The 21,009-nt window shown below is 72.5% G+C and carries 23 protein-coding genes and 1 pseudogene; 11 read left to right on the forward strand and 13 right to left on the reverse strand.

The genetic code is table 11. The features are described 5' to 3' along the window. Positions 1-10 precede the first annotated feature (10 nt). From E4P38_RS09205 to E4P38_RS09220, 4 genes and pseudogenes are all read right to left on the reverse strand, one after another. Positions 11-1,244 (reverse strand): annotated as a pseudogene (locus tag E4P38_RS09205) (IS110 family transposase). A gap of 255 nt (positions 1,245-1,499) precedes the next feature. Beyond that, a complete protein-coding gene (locus E4P38_RS09210) occupies positions 1,500-2,138 on the reverse strand; it encodes a tetratricopeptide repeat protein (RefSeq protein WP_167760507.1) in 639 nt (212 codons plus the stop codon). 196 nt (positions 2,139-2,334) lie between these two features. Continuing rightward, positions 2,335-2,751, reverse strand: a complete 417-nt coding sequence (locus tag E4P38_RS09215) for a rhodanese-like domain-containing protein (RefSeq protein WP_135131482.1) — start codon at positions 2,749-2,751, stop codon at positions 2,335-2,337. After that, the gene (locus tag E4P38_RS09220; protein WP_135131483.1) at positions 2,748-3,302 is read right to left on the reverse strand and encodes a cysteine dioxygenase family protein; all 555 of its coding nucleotides are present in this window, start codon (positions 3,300-3,302) and stop codon (positions 2,748-2,750) included. The genes E4P38_RS09215 and E4P38_RS09220 overlap by 4 nt, the downstream gene beginning before the upstream one ends. A gap of 412 nt (positions 3,303-3,714) precedes the next feature. Here E4P38_RS09220 and E4P38_RS23840 point away from each other — a divergent pair, with 412 nt between their 5' ends. Both E4P38_RS23840 and E4P38_RS23845 read left to right on the forward strand, forming a co-directional pair. Further along, entirely contained in the window at positions 3,715-3,969 is a 255-nt protein-coding gene (locus tag E4P38_RS23840) for a hypothetical protein (protein WP_280791067.1), read from the forward strand. Further along, positions 3,924-4,202, forward strand: a complete 279-nt coding sequence (locus tag E4P38_RS23845; protein ID WP_280791068.1) for a hypothetical protein — start codon at positions 3,924-3,926, stop codon at positions 4,200-4,202. The genes E4P38_RS23840 and E4P38_RS23845 overlap by 46 nt, the downstream gene beginning before the upstream one ends. 31 nt (positions 4,203-4,233) lie before the next feature. On the opposite strand, the gene E4P38_RS09230 is transcribed toward E4P38_RS23845, so the two are convergent. Further along, positions 4,234-5,397: an acyl-CoA dehydrogenase family protein gene (locus E4P38_RS09230; RefSeq protein ID WP_245160913.1), complete on the reverse strand. Its 1,164-nt coding sequence runs from the start codon at positions 5,395-5,397 to the stop codon at positions 4,234-4,236. 60 nt (positions 5,398-5,457) lie between these two features. Between E4P38_RS09230 and E4P38_RS09235 the strand changes: the two genes are divergently transcribed. Genes E4P38_RS09235 through E4P38_RS09245 form a run of 3 tightly spaced genes read left to right on the forward strand, consistent with a single transcriptional unit; the run spans position 5,458 to position 8,608 of the window. Beyond that, a complete protein-coding gene (locus E4P38_RS09235) occupies positions 5,458-6,621 on the forward strand; it encodes a CaiB/BaiF CoA-transferase family protein (RefSeq protein WP_135131484.1) in 1,164 nt (387 codons plus the stop codon). Positions 6,622-6,639: 18 nt separating this feature from the next. Next, positions 6,640-7,404: a crotonase/enoyl-CoA hydratase family protein gene (locus E4P38_RS09240; RefSeq protein ID WP_135131485.1), complete on the forward strand. Its 765-nt coding sequence runs from the start codon at positions 6,640-6,642 to the stop codon at positions 7,402-7,404. A gap of 58 nt (positions 7,405-7,462) precedes the next feature. Beyond that, positions 7,463-8,608 carry an acetyl-CoA C-acyltransferase gene (locus E4P38_RS09245; RefSeq protein WP_135131486.1) on the forward strand — a complete coding sequence of 382 codons (1,146 nt, stop codon included), beginning with the start codon at positions 7,463-7,465 and terminating at the stop codon, positions 8,606-8,608. A 30-nt stretch (positions 8,609-8,638) separates the two neighbouring features. Here the strand turns inward: E4P38_RS09245 and E4P38_RS09250 are convergent, their stop codons facing one another. Further along, a complete protein-coding gene (locus E4P38_RS09250) occupies positions 8,639-9,514 on the reverse strand; it encodes an alpha/beta hydrolase (RefSeq protein ID WP_135131487.1) in 876 nt (291 codons plus the stop codon). An 81-nt stretch (positions 9,515-9,595) separates the two neighbouring features. Between E4P38_RS09250 and E4P38_RS09255 the strand changes: the two genes are divergently transcribed. Further along, the gene (locus E4P38_RS09255) at positions 9,596-9,892 is read left to right on the forward strand and encodes a DUF1905 domain-containing protein (protein WP_135131488.1); all 297 of its coding nucleotides are present in this window, start codon (positions 9,596-9,598) and stop codon (positions 9,890-9,892) included. Between the two features lie 18 nt (positions 9,893-9,910). Here E4P38_RS09255 and E4P38_RS09260 read toward each other — a convergent pair whose 3' ends face one another. The 4 genes from E4P38_RS09260 to E4P38_RS09275 form a co-directional block, all read right to left on the reverse strand. After that, on the reverse strand, positions 9,911-11,581 hold the full coding sequence (locus E4P38_RS09260) for a Na+/H+ antiporter (protein ID WP_209309018.1): 1,671 nt from the start codon (positions 11,579-11,581) through the stop codon (positions 9,911-9,913). A gap of 85 nt (positions 11,582-11,666) precedes the next feature. Beyond that, complete coding sequence (locus tag E4P38_RS09265) at positions 11,667-11,870, reverse strand: hypothetical protein (RefSeq protein ID WP_135131489.1); 204 nt, start codon at positions 11,868-11,870, stop codon at positions 11,667-11,669. Between the two features lie 113 nt (positions 11,871-11,983). Continuing rightward, positions 11,984-13,669, reverse strand: coding sequence for a ribonuclease J (locus tag E4P38_RS09270; RefSeq protein WP_135131490.1), 1,686 nt, complete (start codon positions 13,667-13,669; stop codon positions 11,984-11,986). A gap of 129 nt (positions 13,670-13,798) precedes the next feature. Next, a complete protein-coding gene (locus E4P38_RS09275; protein WP_029336827.1) occupies positions 13,799-14,002 on the reverse strand; it encodes a cold-shock protein in 204 nt (67 codons plus the stop codon). Between the two features lie 328 nt (positions 14,003-14,330). Here E4P38_RS09275 and E4P38_RS09280 point away from each other — a divergent pair, with 328 nt between their 5' ends. Next, on the forward strand, positions 14,331-14,921 hold the full coding sequence (locus E4P38_RS09280; protein WP_135131491.1) for an rRNA adenine N-6-methyltransferase family protein: 591 nt from the start codon (positions 14,331-14,333) through the stop codon (positions 14,919-14,921). A gap of 118 nt (positions 14,922-15,039) precedes the next feature. After that, positions 15,040-15,927, forward strand: a complete 888-nt coding sequence (locus tag E4P38_RS09285; RefSeq protein WP_135131492.1) for an amidohydrolase family protein — start codon at positions 15,040-15,042, stop codon at positions 15,925-15,927. 3 nt (positions 15,928-15,930) lie between these two features. On the opposite strand, the gene E4P38_RS09290 is transcribed toward E4P38_RS09285, so the two are convergent. Further along, positions 15,931-16,842: an alpha/beta hydrolase gene (locus tag E4P38_RS09290; RefSeq protein ID WP_135131493.1), complete on the reverse strand. Its 912-nt coding sequence runs from the start codon at positions 16,840-16,842 to the stop codon at positions 15,931-15,933. A gap of 70 nt (positions 16,843-16,912) precedes the next feature. Here E4P38_RS09290 and E4P38_RS09295 point away from each other — a divergent pair, with 70 nt between their 5' ends. Genes E4P38_RS09295 through E4P38_RS09305 form a run of 3 tightly spaced genes read left to right on the forward strand, consistent with a single transcriptional unit; the run spans position 16,913 to position 19,033 of the window. Continuing rightward, a complete protein-coding gene (locus tag E4P38_RS09295; protein WP_135131494.1) occupies positions 16,913-17,662 on the forward strand; it encodes an enoyl-CoA hydratase-related protein in 750 nt (249 codons plus the stop codon). Positions 17,663-17,684: 22 nt separating this feature from the next. Then, a complete protein-coding gene (locus tag E4P38_RS09300) occupies positions 17,685-18,185 on the forward strand; it encodes a pyridoxamine 5'-phosphate oxidase family protein (RefSeq protein ID WP_135131495.1) in 501 nt (166 codons plus the stop codon). Next, positions 18,185-19,033: a VOC family protein gene (locus E4P38_RS09305; RefSeq protein WP_135131496.1), complete on the forward strand. Its 849-nt coding sequence runs from the start codon at positions 18,185-18,187 to the stop codon at positions 19,031-19,033. Before E4P38_RS09300 ends, E4P38_RS09305 begins: the two co-directional genes overlap by 1 nt. A gap of 2 nt (positions 19,034-19,035) precedes the next feature. Here E4P38_RS09305 and E4P38_RS09310 read toward each other — a convergent pair whose 3' ends face one another. Together E4P38_RS09310 and E4P38_RS09315 are read right to left on the reverse strand one after the other, a co-directional pair. Continuing rightward, entirely contained in the window at positions 19,036-20,550 is a 1,515-nt protein-coding gene (locus E4P38_RS09310; RefSeq protein ID WP_135131497.1) for an MFS transporter, read from the reverse strand. Then, positions 20,547-20,987, reverse strand: a complete 441-nt coding sequence (locus E4P38_RS09315) for a MarR family transcriptional regulator (protein ID WP_209309019.1) — start codon at positions 20,985-20,987, stop codon at positions 20,547-20,549. The genes E4P38_RS09310 and E4P38_RS09315 overlap by 4 nt, the downstream gene beginning before the upstream one ends. Between the last annotated feature and the right edge of the window lie 22 nt (positions 20,988-21,009).

Genomic DNA, 21,009 nt, shown 5'->3' on the forward strand with positions numbered 1-21,009 from the left:
TGCTAACTCGTCAAGCGGCGGCGAGTTCGCCGGTTCCGGTGTGCCAGGCGGTCGCCTCGTCGTAACGGCTGTGGTGGCGTAGGCAGCCGTGCAGGATGCCCACCAACCGGTTGGCCAGGGCGCGCAGCGCCTGGTGATGGGTGGCTCCCCGGGCGCGCTGTCGGTCGTAGTAGTCCCGGGCTCCGGGTGAGACGCCGAGCGCGGTGAAGGCCTGGAGGTAGAGGGCGTCGGCGAGCCGACGGTTGCGGGCAAAGCGCGCCAGAACAACCCGTCGGGTGCCCGAGGCGCGGGTAATCGGCGCCATTCCGGAATAGTTCTTGCGCGCCTTCGGATCGGCGTAGCGGTGCGGGTCGTCTCCGAACTCGGCCAGCACCCGGGCGCCCAGAATCGGCCCGAGCCCGGGCTGGCTCAGGTAGATCTCAGCGTCCGGGTGCCGGCCAAAACCCGCCTCCACCTCCGCCCGCAGCACCTCGGTCTGGGTCACCAGCTCGGTGATAACCGCGACCAGCGCGCGCACCGCGGCTGCGTAGGCGCCGACTACGCCGGGGTGCGCCTCGAGTTGCGGAGCCCGCAGTGCGGCCTGGATGTTCTCGGCGGTGGCCTGCAGGTTGCGCTGCCGGCCGGCCGGCCCGCCGCAGCGCCGCGGCGATCTTGCTGCGGGAGAGCCGGCGACCGGCCTCCGGTAAGGGCGCGACCGCCAGGATGGCCAGCGCGTCCCGGCCGGCCAGTTCGTCGCCGAAGGCGGCCAGCGCGGCCGGATAGAACTCGCGCAGCATCGAGCGCAGCGCGTTGGTCTGCCGCTGCCGGGACCAGATCATCGACTGGTGGGTGCGGGTAAGCACCTTGATGTGCGCGCCCAGCGCGGAGTCCCCGGCCACCGGGCGGTGATGCGCCCGATCCAGGCGGACCAGCTCGGCCAGCACATGCGCGTCACCAGGATCGCTCTTGGCCCCGGAGGTGCCGTGCCGTTCCCGGTAGCGGGCGACCTGCAGCGGATTGATCGCGTAGACGATGTAGCCGGCGGCGATCAGCGCCTGCACCCACGGCCCCCGGTCGGTCTCGATCCCGATGACCACCTGCTCTGGTTCGGCGTCGTCCTCGAGGTGCTCGGCGATCAGCGCATGCAGTGCCGCCAGACCATCGGCCCCCTCGGGAAGCCGGCGGCGGGCCAGCCTGCGACCGTCGTCGTCGACGAGCTCAATGTCGTGATGGGCCTCGGCCCAGTCGTTTCCGATGAACAACACCCCAGCGGCCTCCTCCGGTTCGCATCCGTCCGTCCGAACCCTGGAGGAGAAGACCGTGGCGACCTTATGGATCAGTGCTCGAGGCACGCCATCCCACCAGCCATCCGCTTCTCCTCGCTCACCGGCGGGTGCACGGTCTAAATGTGGGCCTCGACGTTCGGGCCCGGGACGCGGAGTGCTCACCCGCCGACGGCCCGGACACCCGGATCCTGCTGGAGATCGACCGGATGCGGTCCCATTAGGGACAGGCGCGCCTCAGTTCAGTCGGGCAGACGCTATGCCCCTCAGGAGGGAGATCGTCGCGGCGTCGGTCTGAACGCCTCCCACTCCCGGGTGCCGCGAGTACTGGTCGGGAAGATCGACAAGGCCCAGCGCTCGATCAGCCGCTGCCGCAGCGGCCTCGGAGTCGCCCAGCATCCTTGCGGCCTTGGCGCAAGCCAACTCATACCGGAAAAGGCTGTCGTAGAAGGCGGTGATGCCGAACATGACCTGTTCGTCCTCGCTCATCTGGACCAGCACCGTCGATGCCTCCTCCGGCCGCTGCAACTCCAGCAGTACCTCAGCCAGAGATACGTGCAGGATGTCCGATCGAACGTTGCTCGGCGGCAAGGACCGGAGGTGTCGGTAGCGCATCTCGGCCTCTTCGAACCGCCCCTGCGCCCGTGCTATGTCGCCGAGGTGCTCAAGCGCCCTCCGCTCCTCGAAGTCGTCGGGATGCTCGGTTAGCAAGCGTTCGTACAGGGCTGTTGCCTCATCGAGCAGCCCGGCTTGAGCCAGAGTGAAGGCCTTAATCCTTATGTAGGAGGAACGCGACTGTCTGGCTCTACTCAGACGCTGCTCAAAGTCCGCTCGCGCATCCGCGTCCCAGTCCGGGTTTCGATACCAGTCACTCACGTGCCAAGTGTCCCTGAAGCCGCCTTCAGGGACGTGCCTGCGACGATGGCTGATCGACCGATGCGCGGCGGGCGGGATGGATGGGGGCGCACCGTCGCCTGAGGCGGCTCGCTCATAGGCCTCTCCAAGGGCTGCTGAACTGGTACGCGGCCGGTCGGCGCCACCCCTCCGTCGGGTGGCACCGCCCGGCCGCGAGTCAGGGTGTGCCGGTCGTCGGCAGTCCGGCGGCGGACCAGGCGAGGAAGCCGCCGACCACGTCGGTGGCCCGATGCAGGCCGAGCGACCGCAGCGCGTCGGCGGCAAGGCTGGACGTGTAGCCCTCCGAGCACAGCACGATCACGTCGACGTCGTAGCCGGTCGCCTCGGGCAGCCGTGCATCGCTGGCCGGGTCGAAACGCCACTCCAGGACGTTGCGCTCGATGATCAGCGACCCAGGCACCTCGCCCTCACGCTGCCGCTGGGCGGCCGGGCGGATGTCGACCAGGTACGCGCCGTCCAATATGCGGGCGGCGGCCTCCTCCGGGGTCACCCGGACGATGCGGGCGCGGGCCTCGGCCAGCAGGTCGTCGACCGTTTGGGCCCCGCGGGGCCGGTCGAGGGTGGGGGCGCTCACCAGTCCACCCCCGCCCGCTCGGTGCCGGTGCGGACGAGGGCAGCCCCGTCGATGCGGTACGTGTTCATCCAGGACAGCCCCGGCGTGTAGACGTGCACGCTGATCGCCGGCTCGGCCTGGGCGTTCGTCACCTGGTGGACGTAGTGCGGGCCGAAGTGCCGCACCCGCCCGGCGGTCAGCTCCGAGCTGGAGTCGTGGACGTCGCTGCGGCCCGCGGCCACCACCCGTTCGGTCAGGGTTCCCCGCACGACGGTGAACGCGCCAGCCGACGTGCCGTGGTCGTGCAGGGGCGTCCCCTGGTCGGGCAGCCAGGAGAGCAGCCAGACCTGTGCGCCGGCCAGATCGGCGTGCAGGGACGGGTCGAGGACGTCGGCGGCGTCGTCGGCGGGCAGCAGGTGCGTCCACCGGCTCGAGGGCCGGTACTCGACGAGGTCGAGCCAGCGTGGGGCAGCGGCGGCCAGGGCTGCCACCAGCCCGGCGGCGCCGGTGCGGCGGACCGTGGCGTCGGTGGGGGCGTGGAGCACGGACGAGGACAGGAGGGTGCTGGTCATGGGGAGATCCCGGGGTGTGCGGCGCGTCGACCGACCCGAGCGGGCGGGACGCGGAGAGGAGGGGTGGCTGCGGGGTCGGTCAGCAGACCGGACAGAGCGCGCTGCTGACCCGTCCGAGGTCGACAGCGGCCCGTCGGTAGAGCTCGGACGCGGCAGCCATGTGCTGATGTGATCAGGACGAACATATCTGTGTCAAGTTCATCGGATTGGTAGGGTTTTCGTGTCGCGACGCCGGACCACCCGGGGACGGCGCTGAAACGAGGGGTGGGTGAACGCGGTGCAACGGCTGCGGTCCGACCTCGAGGGCTTCTGGCCCAGCCGACGCCTCGACGCCTTCGACGGACTCTGTCCGCAGGCCGCTGCGTCGTCCGCCCGCCAGTAGTCCCCACTCACCCTCTGCTCAGGAGCTCCCGTGTCCGTCACCGACGAACTGCTCGCCAACAACGCCAGGTATGCCGAGTCCTTCACCGGACCGCTGCCGCTTCCGCCGTCCCGCCACATCGCCGTCCTGGCCTGCATGGACGCTCGCCTCGACGTGTACCGCGCCCTTGGCCTCGCCGAGGGGGAGGCGCACGTGATCCGCAACGCCGGGGGCGTCGTCACCGACGACGAGATCCGGTCGTGGCCATCAGCCAGCGGCTGCTCGGCACGACCGAGATCGTGCTGATCCACCACACCGACTGCGGGATGCTCACCTTCACCGACGAGGAGTTCCGCTCCTCGATCGAGCAGGACGTCGGCCACCGCCCGCACTGGCACTCGGAGGCGTTCCCCGAGCTCGAGGCCGACGTGCGGGCCTCCCGCCAGCGGATCCTGGACAGCCCGTACATCCCCGAGAAGAGCAGCGTCCGGGGCTTCATCTTCGACGTGGCGACGGGCCGGCTCACCGAGGTCTCCTGAACCGCGGTGCCTGAGCGCGCGGCCTCCCGGCTCAGTCCGGGAGGCCGCCGCGCCTGACCAGCTGCTCCACGATCACGTTGCGCTGGATCTCGTTGGTGCCCTCGCCGACGATCATCAGCGGCGCGTCCCGGAAGTAGCGCTCGACGTCGAAGTCCGTGGAGTAGCCGTATCCGCCGTGCACGCGCACCGCGTCCAGCGCGATCTGCATGGCGGCCTCGGACGCGAACAGCTTGGCCATGCCGGCCTCGAGGTCGGCGCGGACGCCGCTGTCGACCCGCTCCGCGGCGAGCAGGACGAGCTGGCGGGCGGCGGTGAGCCGCGTCGCCATGTCGGCCAGGTAGTTGCCCACCGACTGGTGCTGCCAGATCGGCTTGCCGAAGCTCTCCCGCTCCTGGGCGTAGCGCAGCGCGTCCTCGAACGCGGCCCGCCCGACGCCGACCGCCCGGCTCGCGACCTGGATCCGCCCGAGCTCGAGGCCGCGCATCATCTGCGCGAACCCCGCACCCGGCTCGCCCCCGAGGACGGCGTCCTTCGGGGCGCGGTAGCCGTCGAAGACGACCTCGCAGCTCTCCACGCCCTTGTATCCGAGCTTCGGCAGGTCCCGCTCGACGGTGAGGCCCGGGCCCTTCTCGGCCAGCAGGATGCTCATGCCCCGGTGCGGCGGGTCGGCCCGCGGATCGGTGCGGCACAGCAGCGCGATCAGCCCGGCCCGGCGGGCGTTGCTGATCCAGGTCTTCGACCCGTCGACCACCCACTCGTCGCCGTCGGCGCGCGCGATGGTGCGCATGGCCTGGAGGTCGGAACCACCGCCGGGCTCGGTCAGCGCCATCGTGGCCCGCAGCTCGCCGGTGGCCAGCCGCGGCAGGTATCGCTCCCGCTGGTCCTCGGTCCCGAACGTGGCGAGCAGCGAGCAGACGACGCTGTGCCCGCCCATCGACCCGGCCAGGCTCATCCAGCCGCGCGCGAGCTCCTCGGTGACCAGGGCGAAGCAGGCGGTGGAGACCTGCACGTCGCCGTACGGCGGGGGCACCACCAGCCCGAAGACGCCGAGGGCCTTCATCTGCTCGATGAGCGCCTCGGGATAGGTGTTGGCGTGTTCGAGCTCGCGGACGACGGGCCGGACCTCGTCGTCGACGAACTCGCGGACCAGCGCGACGATCGCGCGCTCCTCGACCGACAGCTGCGAGGTGCTCACCGGACTGATCCTGACAGTCCGTCGACGGGCCGGCTCTCCGTGCCGTCTAGGGTCCCCTCCGTGCAGCCGCCGACCGGCCCGTTGACCGGGATCCGCATCGTCGAACTGGCAGGGCTCGGACCTGCTCCCTACGCCTGCATGCTGCTGGCCGAACTGGGCGCCGACGTCGTCCGGGTGGGCCGTCCCGACGGGCGGGGCCACCTGATCAGCCCCGAGGTCGACAACCTCAACCGCAGCCGGCCGAGCATCGCCGTCGACCTGAAGCGCGCCGACGGCCGGGAGGTCCTCCTCCGCCTGCTCGACCGGGCCGACGTGCTGGTCGAGGGCAACCGGCCGGGAGTGCTGGAGCGGTTGGGCCTCGGTCCCGACGAGGTGCTCGACCGCAATCCGCGGCTGGTCTACGCGCGGATGACCGGCTGGGGGCAGGACGGCCCGATGGCCGCCCGCGCCGGCCACGACATCAACTACCTGAGCCTCACCGGCGCCCTGCACGCGATCGGGACGGCGGACAAGCCGGTGGCGCCGCTGAACATCGGCGCCGACTTCGGCGGCGGGTCGATGTTCCTCGTCGTCGGCGTCCTCGCCGCCCTGCTCGAGCGGGGGACCAGCGGCCGCGGCCAGGTCGTCGACGCCGCGATGGTCGACGGCGCCAGCTCCCTGGTCACGATGATCTACGGGATGCTCGGCGCCGGCCTGTGGCAGGACCGGCGCGCGGGCAACCTCCTCGACGGCGGGGCGCCGTTCTACGACACCTACGCCTGCGCCGACGGCGGGCACGTCGCCGTCGGCGCGCTGGAGCCGCAGTTCTACGCCGCCCTGCTCGAGGGCACCGGCCTGACCGGGAAGCTGCCCGGCGGGCAGTACGACGTCGCCCGCTGGTCCGAGCACCGCAGCCGGTTCGCCGAGGTGTTCGCCTCGCGGACCCGGGACGAGTGGGCCGCCACCTTCACCGGCACCGACGCCTGCGTCACCCCCGTGCTGAGCCTCTCGGAGGCCCCGGCCGACCCGCACCTCGCGGCGCGCGGGACGTTCGTCACCGACGGCGGGGTGACCCAGCCCGGCCCCGCACCGCGGTTCTCGCGCACGCCCGGCGCCGTCCGCGGGAGCCAGCGGCTGCCCGGCGCGGACACCCGTGAGGTGCTCGCGGAGTGGGGCTTCGCCGACGACGAGGTGGGGAAGCTCCTGGCCGACGGCGCCGTCGCCGAGGCGGCGCCGGAGGACTGACTGCGAGAGGGTGGACCGATGGCGGACGAGGTACTGGTGGAGCGGCGCGACGGCGTCCAGGTCATCACGATCAACCGGCCGGGGGCGAAGAACGCACTCGACCGTGCGGTGGCCGAGGGGGTCGCCGCCGCCGTCGACGAGCTCGACGCCGACGACGACCTGCGGGTCGGCGTGCTGACCGGCGCGGGGGGCACCTTCTCCGCCGGCATGGACCTCAAGGCCTTCCTCCGCGGCGAGACGCCGACGATCGGCGACCGGGGGCTCTGCGGCATCACCCGCACCCCGCCGCGCAAACCGCTGATCGGCGCCGTCGAGGGCTGGGCGCTCGCAGGCGGCTTCGAGCTGCTGCTCGCCTGCGACCTGATCGTCGCCTCGGAGACCGCCCGGTTCGGCGTCCCGGAGGTCAAGCGCTCACTCGTGGCCGCCGGCGGAGCGGCGCTGTCGCTGCCGCAGCGGGTGCCGTTTAACCTCGCGCTGGAGATGCTGCTGACCGGCGATCCCCTGTCGGCCGTCCGTGCGGCGGAGATCGGCCTGGTCAACCGGCTCGCGCCCGAGGGCGAGGCGCTGCAGGGCGCCCTGGATCTCGCCGCCACGATCGCCGCGAACGGGCCGCTGGCGGTGGCCGCGACCAAGGCGGTCGCCCGCGGCAGCTCCGACTGGACGTTCGCCGATTCCTGGGCCCGGCAGGAGGAGCTGATCGCGCCGGTGTTCGCCAGTGAGGACGCGCGCGAGGGGGCCACGGCGTTCGCGGAGAAGCGGGCACCCGTGTGGAAGGGCCGCTGACGCGCCCCCAGGGATGCGTGGGATGGTGGCCGGTACTGGCAATCGGAAGGGGCAGGACATGCGGGACGCAGTGATCGTGGAGGCCGTGCGGACGCCGGTCGGCAAGCGCAACGGCGGGCTGTCCGGGGTGCACCCGGCCGAGCTCTCGGCACACGTGCTCAACAGCCTGGTTCAGCGGGCGGGCGTGGACCCGGCACAGGTCGACGACGTCATCTGGGGCTGTGTCGGCCAGGTGGGCGAGCAGACCTTCGACATCGCCCGCACCGCCGTGCTGACCGCGGGGTGGCCGGAGTCGGTCACCGGCGTGACCATCGACCGGCAGTGCGGCTCGTCGCAGCAGTCGGTGCACTTCGCCGCCGCGGGCATCGTGTCCGGCCAGTACGTCGTCGTCGTCGCCGGCGGTGTGGAGTCGATGAGCCGCGTGCCCATGGGCGCCGCGCTGATCGGCGCCAATCCCTTCCCCGCGCCCTTCCTCGACCGGTACGACGGCGTGGCCCCCAACCAGGGCATCGGCGCGGAGATGATCGCCGAGCAGTGGGGCTTCTCCCGCGAGCAGGTCGACGAGTTCTCCGTGAACTCGCAGGACAAGGCGGCGGCCGCCCGGGACGAGGGTCGTTTCGACGCGCAGCTCGCGCCGGTCACCCTGCCCGACGGCACCGTGATCTCGCAGGACGAAGGCATCCGGCCGAGCAGCCTGGAGAGCCTCGGCAAGCTCCGGACCGTCTTCAAGCCCGAGGGCGGCGTCATCACCGCCGGCAACTCGTCGCAGATCTCCGACGGCTCGGCCGCCCTGCTGATGATGAGCGGCGAGAAGGCCCGCGAGCTGGGGCTCACCCCGATCGCGCGGGTGCACACGGCGGTGCTCGCCGGGGCCGACCCGGTGATCATGCTGACCGCTCCCATCCCGGCCACGGCCAAGGCGCTGCAGAAGTCGGGCCTGACGATCGACGAGATCGGCGCGTTCGAGGTCAACGAGGCGTTCGCCCCGGTGCCGCTCGCGTGGCTCGCCGAGTTCGGCGCCGACACCAAGGCGCTCAACCCCAACGGCGGTGCGATCGCGCTGGGTCACCCGCTCGGCGGCTCCGGCGCGCGGCTCATGACGACGCTCGTGCACCACATGCGGGACAACGGCATCCGCTACGGCCTGCAGACCATGTGCGAGGGGGGCGGCCAGGCCAACGCCACCATCCTCGAGCTCCTCTGACGTCCTGAGCCGGGGCCCCCGCGCCCCGGCTCAGGCGCCGTGCGGCCAGACCGCGAGCAGGGTGCGCACCCCGGCGACCAGTGTCAGCGGCCGGTCCAGCATCGGGTGGTGGCCCGCGTCGGGCAGGTCGACCACCGGCAGGTGCCCGCCGACCAGTCCGGCCATCTCCGCTGCCATCGTGGGGCTCACCATGCCCTTCTCGCAGCGGAACAGCGCCACCGGACCGGTCACCCGGGGCAGCAGCTGGGTGAGCAGGGGACGCGTTCCCCAGAAGTTCGGATCGAACTTCCACCGCCAGCCGTCGGAGTCGTGGCGCAGAGACCCGCGGGCGACGTGGTCGTGGACGTAGGGCAGCAGGACGTCCTGCCGCGGGATCGTCCGGAAGTGGCTGATCGCCTCCTCGGCGGTCGGGTACGGCCGGTGCGGGCGTCGCCTCCGGTCGCGCAGCCGCTCGTCCTCGGGCGGCTGGCGGTCGATGGGGGAGTCGATGACGGCGACGGCCGAGACCGTCCCGGGGAGCTCGACGCCGATGGTCAGCGCGACCCACCCGCCCATGCTGTGGCCCAGGACGACGGGGCGGTCCAGCTCCTCGGCGGCGGCCACGGCCGCGACCTCGCGCGCCCAGAGCGACATGGCGTAGGTGTCGCGCCGGCCGCTGTCGCCGTGCCCGGACAGGTCGACGGCCACGACCCGGTGCGAGTGCAGCTGCGGTGCGATGTGGTCCCACCAGCCCGAGTGCGCCGCGCCACCGTGCACGAGGACGAGGCCGGGCAGCGATCTGTCGCCCCAGGCCCGGTAGTGGACGGGCACGCCCTCGACCTCGACGTCCTCGTGGGCCGGCGCGGCGGCCAGCGCCTGCACGAACCAGTCGGGCGCGTCAGCCCGCTCGGCCGGGGAACGGGACATCCCCGCACGCTACCCAGCCGATGAGTTCCGCCCGGCGGTGGAGTCCAGGACACTGACGGGTCCAGAAGGAAGGGGCGCACGATGGGTGGCACACCGGCGGGCGGCGGCCCGCTCGACAGGGAGTTCACCGCCACGATGGTCCGGAGCCCGGCAGCGGGTGGATGGACCTACGTGCAGATGCCCGGGTCGGCCGAGTACTTCGGCACGCGCGGGCTGGTGAAGGTCCGCGGCCGGGTCGACGGGCACCCGTTCGAGAGCTCGTTCATGGCCCTGGGCGACGGCACCCACAAGCTGCCCGTGAAGGCCGACGTCCGGAAGGCGATCGGGAAGCAGGCCGGCGACACGGTGACGGTGCACCTGGACGAGCGGCTCGGCTGAGCGATCCCCGCCGAGGGGTCAGCGGGTGCTCCGCGTGGGGAGCAGGCCCTCCTCGTGGTCGAGCTCGCGCTCCAGCGTGCGCAGGCTCTCGTCGGGGAGCCGGCCCACGTCGCGCCAGCGCAGCAGCTCACCACGCTGGGCCTCGATGACCGACCGGCGCAGTCGCAGCGCGGCCTCGTACTCCGGCGACAGCGGTATCTCCCCGGCCTCGGCACCCTCCAGCAGGTCCAGCCGGTGGCGGTACCGGTTCAGCCGCGTGCGCAGCTGCCCCCGGATGGCGGTGATCGCCCGGTCGTCGACGTCGTCGTGCTGCTCGGCCTCCATCTCGTCGAGACGGCGCAGGGCGGCCTCGACCGCGGCCACCCGGGCCTCGTTGCGCAGGCGCGCCTGATCCGCGGCATCCGCCCGCAGGCCCAGCGCCCGCACCAGGGGGGCGAACGTGAGCCCCTGCCCGACGAGGGTGACCAGCACGGCCAGGAACGCGCAGAAGAGCAGCAGGGTGCGGTCGGGGAACGGGCTGCCGTCGTCGGTGACCAGCGGCAGCGTGAAGATCGCGGCCAGGCTGATCACCCCGCGGGTACCCGCCCAGCTCAGGACGACGATCTCCCGCCCCGAGAGCCGGCCGGGAGCGCCGTGCCCCGGGGCGCTGTCCGGCTCGCCGTCCCCATCGAGGTCCTGGTCGGTCAGCCGCATGTGCAGCGACTGCGGCAGGTGCTCGGTCAGCCACAGCCACAGCGGCCGGAGCAGGAGCACCACGCCGACCGTGATCGCGGACGCCGTGACGATCGTCGACGTCTCGTACTCCCCGAGCCCACGGATGACGGTCGGCAGCTGCTGGCCGATGAGCAGGAAGACGAATCCCTCGAGCAGGAAGTCGACCAGCCGCCACACGGCGTCGGTCTGCAAGCGGCTGGCACCGGAGGCCCAGCTCGGGTTGTTGTGGCCGATGATCAGTCCGGCCACGACCACGGCGAGCACCCCGGAGACGTGCACGGACTCCCCGAGCAGGTAGGCGACGAACGGCGTCGCCAGCGAGATCGCGTTCGACGACAGCGGGTCCGCCCGCAGCCTCCGCAGCGGCCGCACGCCGTAGGCGACCGCCACGCCCGCCACCACACCGCCGACGGAGGCGAGCAGGAACTGGCCGAGTGCCGCCGGGGTCGAGAAGCCGTCGCCCCGGGCCGCGGAGACGGCGACCGCCAGGATGGTGAGGGCGGTGGCGTCGTTGAGCAGTCCCTCGCCCTGGATCAGCGTGATCAGCCTCGGTGGCAGACCGGCCTTGCGGCCGACGGCGAGCGCGGCCACCGGGTCGGGCGGGGCCACCGCCGCGCCGAGTGCGATGCCGGCGGCCACGGTCGCACCGGCGACGAAGAGCCCGAACCCGATCCCGATCACCACTGCGGTGACCAGGACCAGCAGCACCGACAGGCTGACCACGGTGCGCAGGTTCCGGCGGATCGCGGTCAGCGAGGAGTCCAGCGCGGCGCTGTAGAGCAGCGGCGGGAGGACCAGGGTGAGGACGAGCTCGGGGTCCAGGGTGATGTTGGGCCCCGGCAGGAGCGCGTAGCCGATGCCGACGAGGGTCAGCAGGGCCGCGGCGGGCAGGCCGGTCCGCTCGGCGACCCAGCGCACGGCGACGAGGACCGCCACGCCTCCGAGGACCAGCAGCAACATCGTCTCGGCGCTCACTGCCACATCCTCCCGGACGGGAGGTGCGCGCCCCGGCAGGCGAGGCCCTCCCGGCTGTGAGGTGAGTCCGGCGACCCGCGCCCGGCTACCGCGATCGCTGCTGTCGGCGCGCGATCACGACGAGCACGCCGAGAACGACTGCCAGTGGCACCCAGGACGGCACCCCGAACGGCCCCAGGATGAGCCCGACGAGGAAGATCAGGAGCTGGAAGCCGACGACGAACGCGACGAGCAGCACCACCCAGAAGAGAACGGGCCGTTCCGTCTGCATGCGGCGCAAGTAGTCCATCGCCCTCTCCTCGGTCTACAGCGGCGGGGCCACAGGAAGCATCGGCACCATGAGGACGGACATGAAGGCGACCGCCCCCCGGACAACGCCCCGGCCGGGGGAGGGCGTTCCCGTCAGGCGTCGATGACGATCGGGATGACCATCGGGCTGCGCCGGTAGGTGCGGTGCGCCCACTGGCCGACGGCACGGGAGATCAGCTGCTCGAGCTGGATGGCGCCACCCACGCCCTCCTCGGCCGCCCGGGCCAACGCCTTCTCGATCAGCGGCTCGACCTCGGTGAAGGTGGACTCGTCGTGGACGAAGCCGCGGGCGAGGAAGTCCGGCGGCTCGGCCAGCCGCCCGGTGTCGGCGTCGACGATGGCGACGACGGTGATGACGCCCTCCTCGGCGAGGTTGCGCCGGTCCTTCAGGTGCGCCTCGGTCGCGCCCCCGACGGTCTCGCCGTCCACGTAGACGTTGCCCGCGGAGACCTTGCCGGTGATGGACACCCGGCCGTTCACCAGGTCCACCACGAAGCCGTCCTCGGCGAGGACGACGCCCTTGGGGTGCACGCCGGTGCGGATCGCGAGGTCACCGTTGGCCCGCAGGTGCCGCCACTCGCCGTGCACCGGCATCACGTTGCGGGGCTGAACGAGGTTGTAGCAGTAGACGAGCTCGCCGGCGCTGGCGTGGCCGGAGACGTGCACCTTCGCGTTCCCCTTGTGGACGACGTTCGCGCCCCAGCGGGTGAGCTCGTTGATGACCCGGTAGATCGCGTTCTCGTTGCCCGGGATGAGCGAGCTCGCCAGCAGCACAGTGTCGCCCTCGGTGACCCGGATGACGTGGTCGCGGTTGGCCATGCGCGACAGCGCGGCCATGGGCTCCCCCTGGGAACCGGTGCAGACCAGGCACACCTGGTTCGCGGGCAGCTTCTCCAGCACCTTCATGTCGACGACCAGGCCGTCGGGCACGTTCAGGTAGCCGAGATCCCGGGCGATGCCCATGTTGCGGACCATCGACCGGCCGACGAAGGCCACCTTGCGGCCGTGCGCGTGCGCCTGGTCGAGCACCTGCTGGATCCGGTGCACGTGGCTGGCGAAGCTCGAGACGATGACGCGGCGGGGGGCGGTGCGGAACACCTTCTCGATGGCGGGGACGAGCTCGCCCTCCGACATCGTGAAGCCCGGCACCTCGGCGTTGGTCGAGTCGGTCAGGAAGAGGTCGACACCCTCCTCACCGAGCCGGGCGAAACCGCGCAGGTCGGTGATCCGCCGGTCGAGGGGGAACTGGTCCATCTTGAAGTCGCCGGTGTGCAGCACCAGGCCGGCGGCGGTGCGGATGGCCACAGCGAGCGCGTCGGGGATGGAGTGGTTCACGGCGAGGAACTCGAGGTCGAACGGGCCGAAGGACACCTCGTCGCCCTCGGCCACCTCGCGGGTGACCGGCTTGATCTTGTGCTCCTTGAGCTTGGCGTCAATGAACGCCAGCGTGAGCCGGGAGCCGACCAGGGGGATGTCGCGCCGCTCGCGCAGCAGGTAGGGCACGCCGCCGATGTGGTCCTCGTGGCCGTGGGTGAGCACGATCGCGACGACGTCGTCCATCCGGTCCCGGATCGAGGTGAAGTCGGGGAGGATGACGTCGATGCCGGGCTGGTGCTCCTCGGGGAAGAGCACGCCGCAGTCGACGATCAGCAACTTCCCGGCGTGCTCGAAGACGGTCATGTTGCGACCGATCTCGCCGAGGCCCCCCAGCGCGATCACGCGCAGGCCGCCCTCGGGCAGGGCCGGCGGTGTCCGGAGTTCGGGGTGGGAGCGACTCATACCCCGAACGTTACGGCGGCGCTTCGACGGCCCGGCGAGGGGCATTGTGGACGGCCGCCGGAAATGCGAAACGGGGGCCACGGCGCCGAAGCGCCGTGACCCCCGTTCCGGAAGATCAGATCCAGTGGATCAGATCGCGCGGACGTTCTCCGCCTGGGGGCCCTTCTGGCCCTGCGTGACGTCGAACTCGACCTGCTGGCCCTCGTCGAGGGACTTGTAGCCCTCCGACACGATGGCGGAGTAGTGGCAGAAGACGTCAGCGCCGCCGCCGTCCTGGGCGATGAAGCCGAAGCCCTTCTCCGCGTTGAACCACTTCACAGTTCCCTGAGCCATGCTGTTTTTCTCATTCCGTGCAGGGGGTGTCCGGACCGGCTAGTGCCGATCTTCGGGCCGCCGCACCGACCGGCAGGACCGAGAAGGAACGTCAGGCAGAGACGACTGCGGACGTTCAAGAACGAGGCAGAGGCACAACAGCGACCGACGTGAACCTTACGCTGTCGAACGCGATCTTGGCCATCCCGGCCGTCCGGCGTGCCGTTCGTCACCCCCAGGGCCTGTTCCCCCGGGTAGCCCGCCCGCATTCGCCCGGTGGCGGGAAGTCGTGTCATCGTGCTCGCCGAGGGCAGGGCAGGGAGCCCGCTCCACGCGCCCCGGAGGCTGCATGAACCAGCACATCGCCGATCGGCTGCGCTTCCTGCGCGCCTTCGCGGCCAATCCGCGTCAGGTCGGGGCGATCCTGCCGACGTCCCGGCAGGCGGTCAGGGACATGCTCGACCTGGGCGACGTCGCCGGAGCGGACCTGGTGGTCGAGCTGGGCGCGGGGACCGGCGTCCAGACCGGCGAGATCCTGGCCCGCATGCGGCCGGACGCGCGCCTGGTCGCGCTCGAGATCGATCTGCGGCTGGCCGAGCTGCTCGAGGAGCGGTTCGACGACCCGCGGCTGCAGGTCGTCGCCGACTCGGCCGAGAACCTGGCGGAGCACCTGGACGGCGAGCAGGCCGACGTCCTGGTGTGCGCGCTGCCATTCACCTCGCTGGAGCCAGGGCTGCGCCGGCGCATCCTGGAGTCGCTGCCGAAGGCGATCGCACCGCGCGGGGTCGCACTGGTCATCCAGTACTCCCCGCTGATCCAGTCCGAGCTGCGCCGGCTCTTCCCGTCGGTCCGTCGCCGGATCTCGGTGATGAACGTGCCCCCGGCGTTCCTCTTCGCCTGCCGGCTGGAGGCCGGCGCCGGGTCCGACGGCGGTAGCTGACCGCAGGCCGGCAGGAACGTCTCGTCCCGGGCGTGCGCGCGACGGTGTTCCCGCCGGTCGGCTCCGCCCATACTCGGCATCCGCGTTCGACGGGGAGCGCCGAGGAAAGGGACGATCCATGCAGCGGCTCATCGACGCCCACACCCACACGCAGCCCTCACCGGCCGCCACCCAGGAGTTCCTGGACGCCCTTCCCGTCGGGCCGCCGCGGCCACTGCAGGGAACGGTCGACGAGCTGATCGCGGGCATGGACGCCAACGGTCTGGACTGGACCCTGATCGTTCCCTGGTTCGCGGGCATGGACATCGTGAACGCCGCCGTCGAGGCCGGCCGCGACCGGGACGAGGCCGGCGCGGAGGTCGTCGCCCGCTGGCGTGACCTCAACGCCTGGGCGGCGAAGTCGGCGCACGACAACCCCACCCGCATCGTCGCCGTGGTCGGGCTCGACCCCGTGCTCATGTCTCCCGACCTCATCGCCAGCGAGGTGAGGACCCGGCTGGCAGAGGGCGCCAGCGGCCTGAAGGTGGCACCGACCTACATCGGACTGCGGCCCGACGACGAACGCATGGAGATCGTCTGGAAGCTCGCTCAGGAGCACGGTGTGCCGATCCTGTCGGAGTCCGGCAGCACGGACTACGGCCACACGCTGCTCGCCCGGCCCGAGTACTTCGAGGAGGTGCTGCGGAGCTATCCGGACGTCGTCGTCCAGCTGGCGCACCTGGGCCAGGGTGGTGAGGCCGAGATCGCCCGGCTCAACGCCGCGTACGGCAACGTCTACACCGACACCGCGATGCGCCTGGGCGGGCCGGCCATGGGCGACCTGGGCCCGGCCGAGCTGGTCGACCTGATCCGGCTGGTCGGCGCCGACCGGGTCATGTTCGGCACCAACTACCCGATCGTGGACCAGGTCGAATACGCGGCGCTGCTCCGGGCGCTCCCGCTGACGGAGGACGAGCTGCGCCTCGTCGGGCACGACAACGCCGAGCGCGTCTGGGGTGCGCGCTGACGGTCAGCCGGGAGCCAGCGCCGTCCGGAGCAGCGCGGTGAGCTCCCGCGGGCGGTCGGACTGGACCGAGTGGCCGGCCCCGTCGACGACCTCCACCGTCACGTCCGGCCGGCGACGGCGGAACTCCGCCACGTCCTCGTCGCCGACGAACGCGGAGTCCCCGCCCCGGACCAGCGTCACCGGGGCGGGGGTCGCGGCGACGTCGTCCCACAGCCGGGCGAAGGAGTGGGGCCCCATGTCCCGCGGCCGGTCGTAGCGCCAGGCCCACCGGCCGTCGGGCAGTTGCCGGGAGTTGTGCACGACCCCGCGCCGCACCGACCCCGGCGGCCGGCGAGGGGCCGCCGCCGTGGCCGCGGCCACCATGGTCTCGAGGTCGTCGAAGGTCTCCGGGCCACCGACGAGGGCGGTCGTTCCCCGCTGGACGGTGGTCATGGCCTCGACCCGCGCCATCACCGACGGCGTCACGTCGACCACCACGAGCCGGGAGACCGTGCCGGGGTGGCGCCCCGCCAGGGCGATCGCGGTGAGGCCGCCCATCGACATCCCCACGACGGGGACGTCCCGGACCGACTCGGCGGCCAGGGCGGCCGCGACGGTGCCGGCGGTGGTGTCGGGGGAGTAGTCCCGGTCCTCGCGCCAGTCGGAGTGTCCGTGCCCCGGGAGGTCGATCGCGAGGGCAGGCAGCTCGAGACCGATCAGGACGGTGTCCCAGGTGTGCGCGTTCTGGCCCCCGCCGTGGAGGAACACCACCTGAGGCGGGCCCTCGCCCCAGCGGAGGGCGCTGACCCGTCCCTGCGGGGTGGTCGTCGTGGTGCGTCGGACGGGCGGCAGCGCGGCGACCGGTACCCCCACCTCGGCGGCGTTCTCGGGGAGCAGGGCGAACTCGTCGCCGGCGGGCTGGTGGTCCTCGGTCATCGTGCGCCTGCTTCCTGACCTGCTGGGTCGACGATCATCCTGGGCACGCCTCGCGGGTTAGGGTCCGATCGTGGCGGTCGTCGAGGAGCAGCGCGGCCGGGTGCTCCTCGTGCGGATCGAACGCGAGGAGAAGCGCAACGCGATCGACGTCGCCACCGCCCTCGGCATCTCCGCCGCCCTCGACCGGCTCGACGACGATCCCGACCTCTGGGCCGGCGTGCTCACCGGGACGACAGCAGTCTTCTGCGCCGGCACCGACCTGAAGGACGGCGCGGGCGCGGTCACCGAGCGCGGCGGCGAGTACGGCGTCATCCGTCGGCGCCGGGCGAAGCCGCTGATCGCCGCCGTCGAGGGCCCCGCGTTCGGCGGCGGCTTCGAGATCGTGCTCGCCTGCGACCTCGTCGTCGCCTCGACCACCGCGCGGTTCGCGCTGCCGGAGAGCCGGCGGGGCGTGATCGCCACGTCGGGCGCGCTGTTCCGGGCCGCCCGCGCGCTGCCGCGCAACGTCGCCACGGAGATGCTCATCGCGGGCACTGTGTTCGACGCCGAGCGCATGCACGCCGTCGGCGTCGTCAACCGGGTCACCGAGGCGGGCGGTGCCGTCGAGGCGGCACTGGCCCTGGCCGAGGAGGTCTGTGCCTCCTCTCCGGTCAGCGTCCGGGAGACGCTCGCGGCGCTGGCCGGGCAGGACGAGGACGACGACGCCCGCGGCTGGGCCGCGACGGCCACCGCGCTGGAGGCGATCCTCGCCTCCGAGGACATGCACGAGGGCGTCACCGCCTTCTTCGAGCGCCGGCCGCCGCAGTGGAGCGGGCGCTGACCGAGTGACCGGGAGGGCACCGATGGAGGACACCGGACAGCGCCGTGGGCGGTCGATCGCGATGACGGCGGCCGAGGTCGACGACTTCCTCACCGGCGAGCGGACCTGCCGGGTGGCGACCGTCGGCGGGGACGGCAGTCCGCACGTCGCGCCGCTGTGGTTCGTCTGGGACGGCGCCGCCCTGTGGCTGAACTCCCTGGTGCGCAGCCAGCGCTGGACCGACCTGCAGCGCGATCCGCGCGTGTCCGTCGTCGTCGACGCCGGGACGGAGTTCGCGGAGTTGCGGGGCGTGGAGATCAGCGGCCGGGCCGTGGTGGTCGGGGACGTCCCGCGGACCGCCGAGCCCGATCCGGCACTGGCCCGCCCCGAGGAGCTCTTCGCCGGCAAGTACGCCGGCGGCGCGTCGTTCGCCCCGGACGGGCGGCACGCCTGGCTGCGGATCACCCCGGACAAGCGGGTCAGCTGGGACTTCCGGAAGAACCCCGCCCTGCGGATGGCGGGCCCACCGTCCGGGGACAGCTGATGGATCTCACCGTGAACAAGCTCGTCCACATCAACCAGGTGGTCGACGACTTCGAGGGCGCCGCTGCGTTCTACACCGACGTGTTCGGCGCCCGCGAGTACTGGCGCGGGTACGACGAGGACCAGCGCCGGAACGCGAGCCTGTTCGTGATCGGCGACCTGTGCATCGAGCTGTTCGCGCCCGTCGACGCCGACTCGCTGCTCGGTGCCTCGCTGGCCCGGTTCGGCAACAGCTGGCACTCCTTCGAATGGCAGGTGCCCGACCTCGAGCAGGCCCACGCCGCCCTCGACGAGCGCGGCGTGCGGGTGACCACCTACCGGCCGGGTGAGTTCCTGATGGTCCATCCCGGCGACTGCCACGGGATGCTGCTGGAGCTCTGTCCGCTGGAGATGGTCGGGGATCCCCGCATCGAGCCGGACTGGTCCGCGGAGCCGTGGCGCACAGGGCATCCCCTCGGGGTGACCGGACTGCACCACCTGTCCGTCGCCGTCCGGGACCTGCCGGCGGCCACCGCCTGGCTCACCGGCCTGGTCGCGGGCGCCGAGATCGTCCACTCCGGGCCGCGCGACGAGGTGGACGCCGACGCGACCGGGGTGCGGGTCGCCGACCACGTCGTCGAACTGGTGTCGCCGCGGTCCGCCGAGGGACCGGTGGCCGGCTACATCCAGCGCTTCGGTCAGCGCCTGCGCTCCATCGAGATCGGCGTGCTCGACCTCGACCGGGCCCGGGAGCATCTCGAGGGCAAGGGCCTGCGGATCACCGACGGCAGCCGGGCGGGCGCCTTCGCCATCATCGAGGACGACAACTGGGGCGTCCGCTGGGAGTTCGCGCAGACGCCGGCGGGCTGAGCTCACGCCACGGTTGCCGGCGTCGCCGCGCTCCGCCGGGCCTGCACGACCGGCGCCAGCAGCAGCACGAGCGCCAGCAACGCACAGCCGACCGCGGTGCCGGCGAAGGCGAGCGTGTAGCCGTGCTCGGCGGGCAGGAGCTCACCCTTCAGCGTGGCGGTGGCGAGGACGGCGCCGACGGTGGCGCTGCCGATCGAGCCGCCGAGGGTCCGCAGGACCTGGTTGAGCGCGACCGCGCTGCCGGTCTGCTCCGGGGGGACGGCGGCCAGGATCATCGTCGGCATCACCACGAAACTGGCGCCGATCGCCAGTCCCTGCACGAACGTCCCCGAGTACACCTGCCACAGCTGGTCGTGGAAGAACGTCAGGAACACCATGTCCAGGCAGATCAGCGCCGGGCCGACCGGCAGCATCCGCTGGATCGGGATGCGCCGGGCGAGGACCTGGACGAAGCGGTTGGACACCTGGCTGCCGATCGAGCTCGGCATCAGCGCGAGCCCGGCCAGCAGCAGTCCCAGGCCGAAGCCGTAGCCGGTGGACCGCGGGGTCTGCACCAGCTGGCTGACCGCCGACGACCCCGCGAAGAGCATGGCGCCCAGTCCGAGGGCGGACACGTTCGCCAGCGCGACGTCGCGGTGCTTCAGGCTGCGGAGCTGGACGAGTGGGCGCTCGGTGCGCAGTTCGTGCCAGGTCCACAACGGGAACAGCAGCGCCGCCGTCCCGAAGAGGCCGACCACGCCGGGCGAGCCCCAGCCCCACTCGTCGCCCTGGCTGACCGCGAGCAGGAGGCTGGCCAGCGCCCCGGCCAGGAGCGCGGCTCCGGACCAGTCCAAACGCGCCGGACGCCCCACGGCCGACGGGTCCCGCCCGGGCACGGTCAGCAGCACCGCGACGAGGGCCAGGGCGGTGAAGCCGACGGCGAACCAGAAGGCAACCCGGTAGTTGGAGACCTGCACGATCAGGCCGGTGAGCGGAAAGCTCAGCCCGGCGCCGGTCACCGTGGTCACCGACAGGGCCGCGACGGCGCTGCGTACCCGGTCCGGGGGGAGATGCGCCCGCGCCGTCGCCGTCGCCATCGGGATGACCCCGTAGGTGAGGCCCTGCATCGCCCGGCCGATCACCAGCTGGGGGAAGGACTGCGCGGTGGCGGCCAGCACCGAGCCGAGCAGGACCAGGCCCAGCGTGCAGAGGAGGACCGTGCGCCGGGTGGGCCGGTCGCTGAGCGCGCCGAGGACCGGGGTGGCCACGGCGCCCACCAGGAGCGCGGCCGTGAGCACCCACTGCGCGGTGCCCCGGGAGACGTTCTGCGTCTCGGAGATGGTCGGGATCAGCAGCGCGCCCAGCGAGCCGACGACCGACGTGCACAGGCCGCAGTAGACGAGCGCGGCGACGAGGCCGCGGCCCGCGGGCTGACGGGGCCCGGCGGTCGCGTCCGCCTCGGCCATCGCCTGCGCGACCTCGTCCGGGAGGCCGGACGGGTCGTCGAGCGGCGGGCCGGTGACGTGCGGGCTGGTCATCGGTCCAGCAGCCGGCGGACGAGGACCAGGGCCTGGTCGAGGACGGCGCGGTCGGCCTCGTCGAGCTCGGCGCCGATGGCGGCGGCCAGCCACGCGGTGCGCGCGCGCCGCTCGCGCTCGAGCACGGTCCGTCCCTCGTCGGTCAGCTCGAGCAGGACCTGGCGGCCGTCCTCGGGGTCGGGCCGGCGGGTCACGAGCTCCGCGGTCACCAGGTCGGCGACGGTCGCGGCCATCGACTGGGGGCGCACCCGCTCGCTGATGGCCAGCCGGCTCGTCGTCCGCGGGCCCTCCCGGTCGAGCCGGCCCAGCACCATGAGCTGGTGGGCGGGGAACGCGCTCTCGGTGCGCAGCCGCCGGATGAGCTGGGCGGCGACGACGGAGAGCTCGGCGGCGGTGGAGGTGACGTCGACAGGGGCTGCGGTCCGAGCGGCGGGCACCTCCGGAACGTACAGGCAGACT

Source organism: Blastococcus sp. CT_GayMR16, assembly GCF_004570875.1.
In the GTDB taxonomy this organism is placed as follows: Bacteria; Actinomycetota; Actinomycetes; order Mycobacteriales; family Geodermatophilaceae; genus Blastococcus_B.

Bases quoted from the DNA above. Each gene is read 5' to 3' on its own strand.
- E4P38_RS09220 (WP_135131483.1), bottom strand. From the start codon at position 3,302: ATGACCAGCACCCTCCTGTCCTCGTCCGTGCTCCACGCCCCCACCGAC.
- E4P38_RS09240 (WP_135131485.1), top strand. From the start codon at position 6,640: ATGGCGGACGAGGTACTGGTGGAGCGGCGCGACGGCGTCCAGGTCATC.
- E4P38_RS09245 (WP_135131486.1), top strand. From the start codon at position 7,463: ATGCGGGACGCAGTGATCGTGGAGGCCGTGCGGACGCCGGTCGGCAAG.
- E4P38_RS09250 (WP_135131487.1), bottom strand. From the start codon at position 9,514: ATGTCCCGTTCCCCGGCCGAGCGGGCTGACGCGCCCGACTGGTTCGTG.
- E4P38_RS09255 (WP_135131488.1), top strand. From the start codon at position 9,596: ATGGGTGGCACACCGGCGGGCGGCGGCCCGCTCGACAGGGAGTTCACC.
- E4P38_RS09265 (WP_135131489.1), bottom strand. From the start codon at position 11,870: ATGGACTACTTGCGCCGCATGCAGACGGAACGGCCCGTTCTCTTCTGG.
- E4P38_RS09270 (WP_135131490.1), bottom strand. From the start codon at position 13,669: ATGAGTCGCTCCCACCCCGAACTCCGGACACCGCCGGCCCTGCCCGAG.
- E4P38_RS09275 (WP_029336827.1), bottom strand. From the start codon at position 14,002: ATGGCTCAGGGAACTGTGAAGTGGTTCAACGCGGAGAAGGGCTTCGGC.
- E4P38_RS09280 (WP_135131491.1), top strand. From the start codon at position 14,331: ATGAACCAGCACATCGCCGATCGGCTGCGCTTCCTGCGCGCCTTCGCG.
- E4P38_RS09285 (WP_135131492.1), top strand. From the start codon at position 15,040: ATGCAGCGGCTCATCGACGCCCACACCCACACGCAGCCCTCACCGGCC.
- E4P38_RS09290 (WP_135131493.1), bottom strand. From the start codon at position 16,842: ATGACCGAGGACCACCAGCCCGCCGGCGACGAGTTCGCCCTGCTCCCC.
- E4P38_RS09300 (WP_135131495.1), top strand. From the start codon at position 17,685: ATGGAGGACACCGGACAGCGCCGTGGGCGGTCGATCGCGATGACGGCG.
- E4P38_RS09305 (WP_135131496.1), top strand. From the start codon at position 18,185: ATGGATCTCACCGTGAACAAGCTCGTCCACATCAACCAGGTGGTCGAC.
- E4P38_RS09310 (WP_135131497.1), bottom strand. From the start codon at position 20,550: ATGACCAGCCCGCACGTCACCGGCCCGCCGCTCGACGACCCGTCCGGC.